The following is a 12,587-nucleotide window of genomic DNA, read 5'->3' as shown; positions in this document are numbered from 1 at the left end:
ATGTTTCGTATCAATCAAAAATTGTTGCTATATTTCAAAGGATTTAGCTTTTCAGCGGATGTTATCTGTATACATGAAATGTCGATTCTCTTTGAGCTATCGAGATTTGGAAGAAATGATGAGTATAAGGGGAGCAAAATGCTACGTTACAAAGGTGGGTTATCACCACTGATAGATGAGGCAGTAAGGAAAAGAAAGAAGCAGGTTGGTAGTAGTTGGAGAGACTTACATTAAATTAAACGGTAAATGGGTTTATTTATATACTGTAGACTTCCTCTTGTGTGTTAGTAGAGACAAGTCTGCAGCACTTGCATTCTTTCGTAAAGCCTTCAGGAGTAACTATCTTCCTGAGAAAATTGTAATTGATAAAAGCGGCAGTAATACTGCTGCTCTTGATGATTTGAATGCAGAAATTTCTGAAGATTACAGTTCTTCAAATAAAATATCTAAATAATATTGTTGATAGATTTATCAAAAAACTAATAAAGCCAATGCTTGGGTTTAAAAGCTTCCATTCCGCCAAGATTACCATCACAGGCATAGAAAATATTCGTATGATTCAAAAAAGACAAATTATTAAAATAATGTTTCTACTTTTGAGAATTTTGCTATGTTAATGGCTTCATAACTCCTATAATCCCACCTTTAATGATCTTCTTTCCTGTGGTTTATAGATGCGACAGAAACGTTGGTAAACATGAAAGCGCTTTACAACGTTTTTTATGTGAAAGCCAATGTCAGCTACTCAAATGATACCATTTGTTATAAACTCACTTTTACTCTATGGTCTTGTCGATATCCTGAACAGATACAATATTTTTTATTTATAAAATGAAGTAACTACTTATCGTAAAGTTGATCTATAGATATAATACTACCATTTGATGACTTTTCAGCACATTTCTCACTTTCATATTCTTTATCAGAATCAACGCTAAATACTAAAGTATCTCCTGAAATTTTATCATGAAACTCACTAATAGCAAAAAACGGTACAGTGACTTGTTCTTGTTTTCCACGAAAGCTCAAACTAACGCTAAACTTATCTTCAAGAACTTTTAGACCAAAAAATTGATGCTGTAATATAATAAGCATTTGAGTAGGGTATGATTCTTTCAAGTAGTCTGGCATGACAACACCATTAAAGCGCGTAAAAAATACTATTTCTAAGTGAGGAGTAAAAACATTATCTAATATAGTATTCAAAGCCTTTTTGATAACTTGAAATTTAGCATAACTAAGCGACTTCTGATAATCTGTTTTATCCATATAACCCTTACATGTTTGGGGGAACTTCTGTTACCCGGCGTTCCCTAAACCGTGCTTATAGCAATGAAGTTATAGTGCCTAAATTAAGCAGCTAATGCAACATTGTCTTCAGCAGCAAAGTTATCGTTTGCATCTAAATTGTGAACTCTTAGCGGTGGTATCTAACCGAGCAAAGCTACCATCTTTACTATGCATGTCGATCCTTACTCGCCCCCGTATCAATCAAAAAATATGGTGGAGGCGCCGAGTACTGCCCTCGGGTCCAATACACCTATTACAAGGTAATTTTATTGCCATAGTACAAAAAATGCACATCTTTATTATACAGTAGTATTGAATAAATGTCAAGTTGTTGAACGTAAAATCGGTTGTAAGCTAAAAAATTAATATAAAAATTACTTCGCCTATTTATCTAATCTTAGTATAATCAAAGTAGAGATATTTTTAGAGCTCAAAATCTATCTTCGTCTGCAGACTTTTTTATCAAATAATCAAACTCAGTAAAGAATGTAGAGTATCTTCTTCAGCGCAAATGGGTGCACACATATGCTTAATCTCTGTCGTATGTGCGTTACATTTTTTCTGTTCTTTATTAATAAATATGGGGGATTCTATGCCTAATTCTTAACAAAAAACTACTCAAATGCTTTTGTAGCTATTGAATTTCTGAGTTCAAGAAAGCAAGAGACAGTATGAGAAATGGCACAAGCCGAAAAAAAGATAAGTTGTGGAACAAAAAATGCAGACAACTGTGGAAAATTACCCACTGGAATCCAGACTTTGATTGTCAAATAAAAAATTCACATCTTAAAAGGATCATATACATTAATTTCCTTAATTTTCACTTTTTCATTTAATAATCTTAAGATGGGCTGTAAATCATCGTCGATTGATAAGCACAGTACTTCTCTATCAAGAGAATTGGCTAAATGATTCTTCTTCTCAAGAATTTCTGTTTCTTCCAATAAGTCACATTTATTTAACACTACAATTTCCTCTTTTTCAACAAGATCGCTATTGTAAAGCTTCAGTTCATTATGCGTACAATTATAAGCTGAAATAATGTCATCGCGCGTTACATCAATTAAATGCAGTAAAATTTTGCACCTTTCTATGTGCTTTAAAAATTTGTGTCCGAGCCCAACTCCAAGATGAGCATCAGCGATTATTCCAGGAATATCTGCTATTACAATTTCGCTATAATCCACTTTTGCTACACCTAAATGTGGTCTTATAGTAGTAAATTCATAATCGCCTACTTTCGTATCAGAATTCGAGCAGCGGGTTAAAAATTTAGATTTACCTACATTTGGCATACCAATAATGCCAACATCAGATAAAACTTTTAGCTTCAATATTATATTTCTTTCTTCGCCAGGCTGACCATGGGTAAAATGTCTTGGTGCCCTATTGGTAGCAGATTTAAAGTTAGTATTTCCAAGCCCACCTTTTCCACCTTGCACTACTTGAAATTCGATGTCGGGTTTATCAAGATCTACTATCACTTCCTCACTTTCTTCATCGATTATTTGTGTACCAACTGGAACTTTAAGTATAATATCTTTTCCTGCTGTGCCAGATCTATCTCTACTCGTACCACTTTTTCCATTACTCGCTTTAATGTGTCTTCGACAACGAAAATTAAGCAAAGTGTTGAGATTTGCATCACTGATGAAAATTATGTCTCCTCCCCTGCCCCCATTACCACCGTTTGGGCCACCAAATTCAACGAATTTTTCTCGACGAAAACTAGCGCAGCCATCGCCACCATCACCTGCTTTTAAATATAATTTAACTTCATCTATGAAATCCATGCCAACCCACGATAATATTTAGCATTTTCTCCTAATGAACTTTCTATTCTCATCAATTCATTATACTTTGCAAGCCTATCAGAACGCGACAGCGAGCCAGTCTTTATTTGCCCACAATTCGACGCAACTGATATGTGGGATATCGTTGTGTCTTCTGTTTCACCTGAGCGATGTGAAATAATAGCCCTGTAGCCATTTAATTTTGCCATTTCAATAGCAGCAAAAGTTTCCGTAAGTGTTCCTATCTGGTTTGGCTTGATTAGTACAGCATTTGCCATTTTCTCCTCTATTCCTTTACTTATTAGTTTACAATTTGTAACAAATAAATCATCTCCAACCAATTGAACTTTATTCCCAAGTTTTACAGTAAGTAATTTCCAACCTTCATAGTCGTCTTCATTCATTGCATCTTCTATAGAAATTATTGGATATTTGCCTACAAGGTCAAAATAATACTGAACCAATTCCTCTGAAGTGAGTTCTCTGTTTTCAAATTTATAAACTCCATCTTCATAAAAAGTAGATGCAGCAACATCAAGACCCAGTGCAAAGTGATTTTTCATCGAATAACCGGCAGATTCAACAGCCTGAATTATCAAATTAAGAGCTTCTTCAGTGCTTCCAATGTTTGGTGCAAAACCACCTTCATCTCCTACGTTTGTACTATAACCTTTTTTCTTAAGAATGCTGCGCAAGTTATGAAATACCTCTGCAGATATTCTTATTGCTTCACTGAAAGTTTCAGCACCAACAGGAAGAATCATAAATTCTTGAAAATCGAGTTTATTATCCGCATGTACTCCACCATTAATGACGTTAATTAGCGGAACTGGCATCTGCTTCTCCCCTACGCCCAAATATTTATATAACGGTGTTTTGAAACTGTTTGCTGCTGCTTTTGCAACAGCAAGAGACACACCCAAAGTTGCATTTGCTCCAAGTTTAGATTTATTTTTTGTTCCATCTAGTTCAATTAAAACTTTATCAATTGCACTCTGGTTTGCTGCATCCATGCCAATGATTTTATTTGCTATCACTTCACTCACAGATTGAACAGCTTTCAGCACTCCTTTACCACAATACCTTTTTTCATCTTGATCTCTCAGCTCCAATGCTTCTAGTTTACCGGTCGAAGCCCCAGAAGGGACAGCGGCTCTACCTGTTGCTCCATCACATAGTTCTATTTCTACCTCAATTGTTGGGTAACCCCTGCTATCTAAAATTTCTCTTGCAAATACACTGCTAATTGTCTTTTTCATCATGCTAAACCTCTACTAGATTCACAATTGTGTGCACGTTCGGGAAATGTCACCCCAGCGCTGTAACATTCCAGTGTACGAACATTGCAATATACAGGTAATTTGAGTAGCGGATGGTCAGTGCTTGACACTGGAATCCAGTTTTTATTATACAGCCACTTATTTAAAGTTAAGTCTTCTGGATCCCAGTGTCTGGGCACTGGGATGACACCATTCTTAATGGAAGCTATCCCCATATCGCAATGTCTGTACAGTTGTTTGCCTAGACACTGGGATCCAGTTTTACTACACAATTTTATCATATAAATCACCAATGCTTAAGTTTATTTTACTAGCAGCAGCTTTGCAGTTTCTTTCGCTAGTTTAGCTATATTACTACCAGCACCAATAAATAATACTACATCTCCTGAACTTGTCGAATTACTAATAAAATGTGAAATGAGTAAAGCATCATTCATAATCTTCACATCATTAAACCCATTACTGATCAAGGCTTTTTGTATATCATCAATTCCACAGCCAGGAATAGGCTTATCTTCTGGAGGATGGACAGGAGTGAGAATTACATAATCAAACATCATGAAAATTCGTACGAACTCATCAAAAAAATTACGAACACGAGCAAAACGAAGCGGCTCGATAATTCCTGTTACCTTTCCTTTAGTGGTCAAACGTGCTGCTGCCAGGGTTGCTTGTATTTCATTTGGATGATGAGCATAGTCCTCAATTAACTTAACACCTTTAATATCGGCAATTAAAGAAAATCTCCTTGCTACTCCTTTAAATTCCAAAAGACCTTTTTTAATCTCTTCATCACTAATTCCAAGTTTCACTGCAACTGATATTGCAGCCAGGGCATTGCTAACTTTATGCATTCCTATTGCATTTGATAGCACTACATTCTTTATAATTCTGGTACAAGGTTGAATATCTTCTTTTTGTCTTTCGAGAGCGAGTTCTTTTAATTGAAACACTATATGTACATTATCATCATCAATTTCAATGCGTTGAACTAATTTTCTAATTATATTAAGTTTAGTCTCCCAATCTGCCTCTGATAAATCACACTTTTCCTTCGTTATGTGCTCTCTTACCATCTTAACTTCTTCCCATACTACCTCTTCTAGTATATCCGCGCGTATTGATTTGCTGTTACATTCACCAAAACGTTTTCCAGGACAACGATAGTAACTTCTTCCTCCCTTAGCATTACTCATTCCATAATAAACGGATTTGCAACACTGACATATCACTAACCCTTGTAATAAGTATTTTCTTCCACTTTGTTGCATTTTTTCTATTTGTAGCTTTTCTTTTTCCACACTGTATCTCTACGACTTATATATATTTTGCCTATAGTAAAATACGCACATAATGAGCCAAATCAAGGAAAGTGCAAACCAAGTAATTGCGTATTCAAGATGCTTTATTGGCTGTATAGTCAATTTGCCACCAAAATTATCTTGCCACAATATACATTTCTCTAGCTTAATACCTAGATCATTGGAGATTTCTTCTGTACTTAAGGTAAACCATGTATTTGAAGCAATATCATTTTTGATAAACCAATTTTTGCTACCATCACAATACAAAACGCCATCAGCAGCTACTTTTTCAATTTTTGCTTTTTCTTCTTTTTTTTCTCTGACTATTCCTTTATTTATTAACATGTAATGTCCATTGATAAGCAACATAGGAGACAGCACATGATAGCCACGTTGACCTGCGAAAACATATAGTTCTATATCACTTAAAATTCCGTCGATTTTAACGTTTCTGTAGTTAAACTTTGAAAGATTATCACTAGGCAGTAGATGAATAACTGGAAGATCCATATTTTTGATAATATTATTCTTCCAGCTCAATCTAAATAACTGCCATAACCCGAGTGAAAAAAGAAGTAAAAAAGGTATAATGAAAATAAATACTGTTTTTCTTAACACTCTATATTTGTGTTCTCAAGTAATTTTCAATACCCATAAGCTCAATAAGGTCAATCTGTTCTTTGATCCAATGTAAGTGCTCTTCCTCATTTTTCAGTAGTCCTTCTAATAACATTACACTCACGAAATCCTTTTCTTTTTCAGCAACGGAAATTGCCTCTTTGATGCCCTTAATACCTTCTTCTTCTAAGTTAGAATTATCTTCTAAGATTTTCTGCATTGTATCTTTTGTGAACTTTCCTTCATACTTTGAGATTTTATTTGTATCTTGAAAATTTGGCATGCCCTTAAGCAGTAAAATTCTTTCTGCTAGCCTATTTGCATGCTCAAGTTCTTCATTAAGCTCGTTTTTCATCTTTTCTGCAAGTTTATTAATTCCGCTATCTTTAAGAATCGCAAAATGCAAAAGATACTGGCGTACAGAAGTCAGCTCATTTGTAAGTAATTTATTTAAATGTTCTACTATTTCTTTATTCATAACCTTTCTTTAGCTAATATACCAATGTAATCTACATAACAATCAAGGCAACATCAATTCATTTTTCTCACAACAATCGTATCAAATAGCACATCATGAAATGCCTGTTTCCTCTGAGAGAAGCAAGCAACTAAATACCAACTGAAGGTAAGCATCACTATAATCACTTCTAGTGTACTTAAAGCATTTACTGATGTTTGAAAAAGTTTGATAAAGGTGATAATTGAATTATTTAGCATAGGAAGAAAAAACTGAGAGATAGTGCGATCAAATGCTAAGCTCAAACCTATTTTAGAACTATCTAAAGTGATAGTATATATATTCATTAACTGTTGACCAGGAGTTGCTTGAGCTGTTGAAGATATAAAATATGTAAAGTAGCCACAATTTATACACATGTATGACAGGTGTAAAATTAATGGAAAATCCCCTAATGACAACACAATTAGTAAGGTTGGAATTAATAAAATTGCTACATCTATTAAATATGCGCAAAAGCGCCTGTGTACACTAGCGATCTCTGTCATTACCACCTATCTTTCAAATACTTTACTATGAATTCTGTAAGTTTATTAAAATGTTGAAAATATAACAAATCTTCATAACCTCTTATTGATTGTCCGTATACAATAGGTAAGCAATTTGCATTTTGTGCACATAGAATGTCTGTGATGCTGTCACCAACAAAAAACACATTTTCTCTATTTACAGGTAGCGTACTCTCCTCTAGTGCAAATAGCAGTGGAGTTGCAGATGGCTTATCTTCTGCAGTATCACATGATCCAACTATTCTTTCAAAGTAAGAATCTAGTTTAAAGTAGGCAACTTCTTGACGTAAATTAGTATTTTTCTTATTGCTAACTATCGCTAGGTAAATATTGTGGCTTTTCAGTGTCTGCAGCATTTTCTCTACTCCTTCATTCAGAGTAATATTTTGTAACAATACATTATCTAGGTATTTTTGATATATCTGATTCGCTTTTTTCCACTGATCACCAAACAAATTGACCATGTAGCTCTTTCTTGATTCATGAGAATTTCTATCAACAACTTTACTGCCAGATCCCATCAAATCTAAAGTATGCTTAATGGCATTAGAAATATTATCTTGAGTATCAACTAAGGTATTATCCCAATCGAATACTACCGCTAATCGGCTATTTTTCATTTTTATATTGTGACGTATTTTAAACTAATAAGTAAATAATATTTTGATGATAAAGCTTCTATGTTAATCATTTTTACATAGTAACCTAATACACTGGTTATATTATATGGTTCTGTCGCATCTATAAACCACAGGAAAGAAGATCATTAAAGGTGGGATTATAGGAGTTATGAAGCCATTAACATAGCAAAATTCTCAAAAGTAGAAACATTATTTTAATAATTCGTCTTTTTTGAATCATACGAATATTTTCTATGCCTGTGATGGTAATCTTGGCGGAATGGAAGCTTTTAAACCCAAGCATTGGCTTTATTAGTTTTTTGATAAATCTATCAACAATATTATTTAGATATTTTATTTGAAGAACTGTAATCTTCAGAAATTTCTGCATTCAAATCATCAAGAGCAGCAGTATTACTGCCGCTTTTATCAATTACAATTTTCTCAGGAAGATAGTTACTCCTGAAGGCTTTACGAAAGAATGCAAGTGCTGCAGACTTGTCTCTACTAACACACAAGAGGAAGTCTACAGTATATAAATAAACCCATTTACCGTTTAATTTAATGTAAGTCTCTCCAACTACTACCAACCTGCTTCTTTCTTTTCCTTACTGCCTCATCTATCAGTGGTGATAACCCACCTTTGTAACGTAGCATTTTGCTCCCCTTATACTCATCATTTCTTCCAAATCTCGATAGCTCAAAGAGAATCGACATTTCATGTATACAGATAACATCCGCTGAAAAGCTAAATCCTTTGAAATATGGCAACAATTTTTGATTGATACGAAACATCTTTGCTTTTTTTTTAGACAATTATATCATTCTTCTTTCTACTTCCCTACAAATGCGACAGAACCGAAAATATTCGTATGATTCAAAAAAGACAAATTATTAAATAATGTTTCTACTTTTGAGAATTTTGCTATGTTAATGGCTTCATAACTCCTATAATCCCACCTTTAATGATCTTCTTTCCTATGGTTTATAGATGCGACAGAACCTTTTTTATACGTTAGCTACAGTTAAAACATAATTGACTTTGCCTAGTTAATATTTCAAATTATAAAAAAGGCAAATAATTCTATGATATTGCAGGGCAAAAAAGGGTTAATAACCGGAATAATAAATAAAAGGTCAATAGCATATGGTATAGCACAGACCCTCTCAGAACATGGAGCTGAGCTTGCAATCACTTATCAAAATGAAACAATAAAAGAGAAATTATTACCAATAGCAAGTGAATTAAATGTAGAGTTAATATTGCACTGTAATGTTTCAAATGAGGAAACTATAGATAATGCTTTTAAGGAAATAAAGGAGAAGTGGGGTGCTATTGATTTTTTGGTACATGCAATAGCATTCTCCGATAAAAATGAGCTAAATGGTAAATATGTCAATACTTCACTAAACAACTTTATTAATGCAATGCATATATCGTGCTATTCTTTTACTGCTTTAGCGCAAAGAGCGGAAAAAATGATGTTAAATGGCGGTAGTTTACTTACTTTATCCTACTATGGTGCTGAAAAAGTTATGCCAAATTATAATGTGATGGGTTTATGTAAAGCAGCACTTGAAGCAAGTGTAAAATATATAGCATGTGATCTCGGACCACAGAACATCAGAGTAAATGCAATTTCTGCTGGTCCAATCAGAACTTTGGCATCTTCTGGAATAAGTGACTTTCACTCCATATCGGAATGGAATAGAAGTAATTCTCCACTTAGACGCAATGTTACAATAGAAGATGTTGGCAAGGCAGCACTATACTTATTAAGCGACCTGAGTAGTGGTACAACTGGAGAAATTTTACATGTTGATTCAGGGTATAATGTTGTGGGAATGAAGATAGTAGACTAATACAGTACTGCAGATGCATGTGAAGCCTGTGTTTTTTTGTTATCCGAGTAATTGACATTGGAGCCCAGTGTCAGCTACTCGAATGACAACATTTTTTAATTAAATCTCGCACATTAACCATAGAGTTATTATTTTATAAGTATTTGTTGCTGCTGATCTTCTATTTTTACTTCCTCCATTTGGGTTAAGGGATTGTGCGTGAGGGTTGCTCTTGAAGTTGCCTTGCAAGGAAAAAGTCTTTTTCCTCCCGATCTTGGAGTTGCTTTGCAAGCAAGAAATCCTATTGTTCTTGTGTTTGTTTTGCTAAGACTTTATTCTTATTAAGCAGTGGTTAAAAATGAGCATGGCTTTTATTATAGAATGCCCCCCTATAGAAGTATATAGACTATGAAGACTTATCTTACAGGTTGTGGTACTTGTTGTTGATAAAATGTTTTTTCTACACGTGCTTCTTCCACACTGCACCTTCTTGATAAGACTGGCTCCTCAAGGCATTTTATACGTTGCTGTACATCATTAATGCACTGCCCTATAACATCACCAATTTTTCCATCAGCATTTTTTGCCAATAACTCATCAAACTCCCTCTCAATCTCTACTCTCTCAGAGATATCCTTTGAAAGATCACAATATTCCAAAATTTCATCTATCTGAAGTTGTTTTGCTAATAGAAAGTCTTCTTGCTCCTGCTGCTGTTTTATTAACTCTTGAGTTACAATTTTAGCCCTAGAGTAATGATTTCCTTCAAGATATATTGTTTCTCTCTCTTTACTACCCCATAACTCGTCATTTAATTTATAACTCGCACGATTAAACATCTGATTTAGTTGATCATTGTTTATCATTTCAGGATTTGGTTCAAACTTTTGTTGTTTCTCTCTGCCGCTAACTTTACAATGGACATTAATTTCAATGTTAGCTAAAGAAGCTAATAATTGAATTTCTTCAATAAAAGGAAAATAACTTTTACTTTCTATTGCTTCTAGATAGGATTGATAGAGTTCAGGTTTGTCAAGAAATGAGCGTGTAATAAAATCATTGTTATATTCGGCATTATAGTCACTCTCACCAATGCCATCAAGAGCCTCTGCATATTCACTTAGATTAAGCACAGCTTGATTATGCGATATATTAAATTTGCTAACAGCTCTACTTACTAACCTCTTCACATTACCTTCAGCATTTTCAATTTTCCTATTTGTTTGCTTAACCAGACCCTTTATTTTATCAGACTTGCCAGTTAAATCCCCTGGCTTATTAAAAAACATATTAAAAACCTTTTCTAGCTGATCCTTTAAAGGAGCTGGCATACTTGGATCATCTAAAGACGTAAATCGACTTAAAAATTTGTGCCATTCCATTCTCATATCTTGCGCTCTTTCAGCTTTATATGTACCAGAACTGTTATCACCAAACACTGCATGAAAAAAGCAATTGCCATCACCTGCAGTATCATATTTAACTACTTGGTTATTAGAAGGTTCTTTTTCTACATTACTCTCTGAAGTCTTGCGTCCTTTAGCATTTTCAATACTGTCAAAACCATTTGGTAATTTCCGTTTTCTAAGCCCAACCATAATTTCTACCTTAATTCAAGCTATATGTTATTATATTAACTAACTTATTAATAAGTAACTAATTAGGTATAGCAAAAATTTTTTAATTATGCAATAATTAAGGCTTTAAATAGCAAATATGAGCTTTAACTGTGGTATAGTTGGGTTACCAAATATAGGAAAATCAACTTTATTTAATGCACTTACAGAGTCAAGTGCAGCTGAAGCTGCAAATTATCCTTTTTGCACAATCGAGCCAAATGTTGGCAAAGTGCCAATACGAGATCAGCGTTTGAAACAAATTGCCTCGATTGCTCACTCGGGGAAAATAATCTACAATCAACTGGAAGTTGTCGATATTGCCGGCTTGGTTAAGGGTGCGAGCAAGGGTGAAGGACTAGGAAATAAATTTTTGAGTCATATCAGAGAAGTTGATGCCATTGTTCATCTGCTCAGGTGCTTTACGGATGACGATATCAGCCATGTAAACAGTAAAATAGATCCAATATCAGATGCTGAAATAGTGGAAATGGAGTTAATTCTAGCTGATATTGATAGCATAGAAAAAAGGCTTCCTCAATTGGAAAAGAAAGCAAAGCAAGGTGATAAAGAGCTAAAGAGACAACTTGAATTAATGCAAGAGGTATTAGCTACTTTAAAATTAGGTAAACCGGCAAGAAGCTTGGAGAATATCGATGAAGATGAAATGAAGTTGCTTCAATTGCTAACAACAAAGCCGGTTATGTACGTCTGCAATGTTGAAGATACACATATCATAACTGGCAATGAACTATCTAAAAGAGTGGAAAAAATGGCGAAGGAAAATAAAAGCAAATTTTATTGTATTTCAGCGAAACTTGAAGCAGATATTGCAAATCTTGATAGTGAAGAGGAAAAACAGAATTTTTTATCAGAATTTGGCTTACAAGAATCAGGACTTGATGGAGTAGCACGTATTATGTATGAAGTGCTAAGTATGATAACTTTTTTTACTGTGGGCCCCAAAGAAGCACGTGCATGGCCAATAAAGATAGGATCAACAGCTGACAAAGCAGCAGGTGTAATTCACACTGATTTTGAAAAGGGCTTTATAAAAGCAGAAACCATAAGCTTTGAAGACTATATAAAATATGGAAGCGAATTAGCTTGCAAAGATGCAGGGAAAATTCGCTTCGAAGGCAGAGACTATATAGTGCAAGATGGTGATATAATGCACTTTAGGTTTAATGTGTAGTAT

At 34.3% G+C, this 12,587-nt stretch carries 12 protein-coding genes, 1 other RNA gene and 2 pseudogenes; 3 read left to right on the top strand and 12 right to left on the bottom strand.

Going from position 1 to position 12,587, the window contains the following annotated elements:
* A pseudogene (locus tag OOL01_RS03555) lies at nucleotides 1–628 on the top strand (IS6 family transposase).
* A 212-nt stretch (nucleotides 629–840) separates the two neighbouring features.
* Here OOL01_RS03555 and OOL01_RS03550 read toward each other — a convergent pair.
* The 11 genes and pseudogenes from OOL01_RS03550 to OOL01_RS03500 form a co-directional block, all read right to left on the bottom strand.
* A complete protein-coding gene (locus OOL01_RS03550) occupies nucleotides 841–1,269 on the bottom strand; it encodes a ClpXP protease specificity-enhancing factor SspB (protein WP_007302665.1) in 429 nt (142 codons plus the stop codon).
* 16 nt (nucleotides 1,270–1,285) lie between these two features.
* Nucleotides 1,286–1,621, bottom strand: a transfer-messenger RNA (tmRNA) gene (gene ssrA / locus OOL01_RS03545).
* A gap of 448 nt (nucleotides 1,622–2,069) precedes the next feature.
* Nucleotides 2,070–3,083, bottom strand: coding sequence for an Obg family GTPase CgtA (gene cgtA, locus OOL01_RS03540; RefSeq protein ID WP_264687166.1), 1,014 nt, complete (start codon nucleotides 3,081–3,083; stop codon nucleotides 2,070–2,072).
* Nucleotides 3,071–4,345 (bottom strand): phosphopyruvate hydratase, encoded by a 1,275-nt coding sequence (gene eno, locus OOL01_RS03535; RefSeq protein ID WP_264337087.1) that lies wholly within the window; start codon nucleotides 4,343–4,345, stop codon nucleotides 3,071–3,073. Before eno ends, cgtA begins: the two co-directional genes overlap by 13 nt.
* A complete protein-coding gene (locus tag OOL01_RS03530; RefSeq protein ID WP_264687165.1) occupies nucleotides 4,342–4,644 on the bottom strand; it encodes a WPE palindromic element domain-containing protein in 303 nt (100 codons plus the stop codon). Before OOL01_RS03530 ends, eno begins: the two co-directional genes overlap by 4 nt.
* A 21-nt stretch (nucleotides 4,645–4,665) precedes the next feature.
* Complete coding sequence (locus OOL01_RS03525) at nucleotides 4,666–5,664, bottom strand: recombinase zinc beta ribbon domain-containing protein (protein WP_264687164.1); 999 nt, start codon at nucleotides 5,662–5,664, stop codon at nucleotides 4,666–4,668.
* A gap of 9 nt (nucleotides 5,665–5,673) precedes the next feature.
* Nucleotides 5,674–6,285 (bottom strand): SURF1 family protein, encoded by a 612-nt coding sequence (locus tag OOL01_RS03520; protein WP_052264983.1) that lies wholly within the window; start codon nucleotides 6,283–6,285, stop codon nucleotides 5,674–5,676.
* A gap of 1 nt (nucleotide 6,286) precedes the next feature.
* Nucleotides 6,287–6,763 carry a bacterioferritin gene (bfr, locus tag OOL01_RS03515; protein WP_007302660.1) on the bottom strand — a complete coding sequence of 159 codons (477 nt, stop codon included), beginning with the start codon at nucleotides 6,761–6,763 and terminating at the stop codon, nucleotides 6,287–6,289.
* A gap of 53 nt (nucleotides 6,764–6,816) precedes the next feature.
* Nucleotides 6,817–7,290 carry an RDD family protein gene (locus OOL01_RS03510; RefSeq protein ID WP_064085312.1) on the bottom strand — a complete coding sequence of 158 codons (474 nt, stop codon included), beginning with the start codon at nucleotides 7,288–7,290 and terminating at the stop codon, nucleotides 6,817–6,819.
* On the bottom strand, nucleotides 7,290–7,931 hold the full coding sequence (locus OOL01_RS03505; RefSeq protein ID WP_264687163.1) for an HAD family hydrolase: 642 nt from the start codon (nucleotides 7,929–7,931) through the stop codon (nucleotides 7,290–7,292). The genes OOL01_RS03510 and OOL01_RS03505 overlap by 1 nt, the downstream gene beginning before the upstream one ends.
* Before the next feature lie 167 nt (nucleotides 7,932–8,098).
* A pseudogene (locus OOL01_RS03500) lies at nucleotides 8,099–8,726 on the bottom strand (IS6 family transposase).
* Between the two features lie 291 nt (nucleotides 8,727–9,017).
* Between OOL01_RS03500 and OOL01_RS03495 the strand changes: the two are divergent.
* Nucleotides 9,018–9,794: an enoyl-ACP reductase FabI gene (locus tag OOL01_RS03495; RefSeq protein WP_010406361.1), complete on the top strand. Its 777-nt coding sequence runs from the start codon at nucleotides 9,018–9,020 to the stop codon at nucleotides 9,792–9,794.
* A 395-nt stretch (nucleotides 9,795–10,189) separates the two neighbouring features.
* Here the strand turns inward: OOL01_RS03495 and OOL01_RS03490 are convergent, their stop codons facing one another.
* Nucleotides 10,190–11,371: a hypothetical protein gene (locus OOL01_RS03490; RefSeq protein WP_264687162.1), complete on the bottom strand. Its 1,182-nt coding sequence runs from the start codon at nucleotides 11,369–11,371 to the stop codon at nucleotides 10,190–10,192.
* A 118-nt stretch (nucleotides 11,372–11,489) separates the two neighbouring features.
* Here OOL01_RS03490 and ychF point away from each other — a divergent pair, with 118 nt between their 5' ends.
* Nucleotides 11,490–12,584 (top strand): redox-regulated ATPase YchF, encoded by a 1,095-nt coding sequence (gene ychF, locus OOL01_RS03485; protein ID WP_006013808.1) that lies wholly within the window; start codon nucleotides 11,490–11,492, stop codon nucleotides 12,582–12,584.
* The last annotated feature ends 3 nt before the right edge of the window (nucleotides 12,585–12,587 follow it).

Source organism: Wolbachia endosymbiont (group B) of Rhopobota naevana (genome assembly GCF_947250615.1).
Taxonomy (GTDB): domain Bacteria; phylum Pseudomonadota; class Alphaproteobacteria; order Rickettsiales; family Anaplasmataceae; genus Wolbachia.
This window is presented reverse-complemented; position numbering and strand designations above follow the sequence as displayed.

Coding starts and splice junctions, on each gene's coding strand:
- OOL01_RS03550 (WP_007302665.1), bottom strand. CDS start 1,269: ATGGATAAAACAGATTATCAGAAGTCGCTTAGTTATGCTAAATTTCAA.
- OOL01_RS03510 (WP_064085312.1), bottom strand. CDS start 7,290: ATGACAGAGATCGCTAGTGTACACAGGCGCTTTTGCGCATATTTAATA.
- ychF (WP_006013808.1), top strand. CDS start 11,490: ATGAGCTTTAACTGTGGTATAGTTGGGTTACCAAATATAGGAAAATCA.
- OOL01_RS03530 (WP_264687165.1), bottom strand. CDS start 4,644: ATGATAAAATTGTGTAGTAAAACTGGATCCCAGTGTCTAGGCAAACAA.
- OOL01_RS03490 (WP_264687162.1), bottom strand. CDS start 11,371: ATGGTTGGGCTTAGAAAACGGAAATTACCAAATGGTTTTGACAGTATT.
- OOL01_RS03505 (WP_264687163.1), bottom strand. CDS start 7,931: ATGAAAAATAGCCGATTAGCGGTAGTATTCGATTGGGATAATACCTTA.
- bfr (WP_007302660.1), bottom strand. CDS start 6,763: ATGAATAAAGAAATAGTAGAACATTTAAATAAATTACTTACAAATGAG.
- OOL01_RS03495 (WP_010406361.1), top strand. CDS start 9,018: ATGATATTGCAGGGCAAAAAAGGGTTAATAACCGGAATAATAAATAAA.
- eno (WP_264337087.1), bottom strand. CDS start 4,345: ATGATGAAAAAGACAATTAGCAGTGTATTTGCAAGAGAAATTTTAGAT.
- cgtA (WP_264687166.1), bottom strand. CDS start 3,083: ATGGATTTCATAGATGAAGTTAAATTATATTTAAAAGCAGGTGATGGT.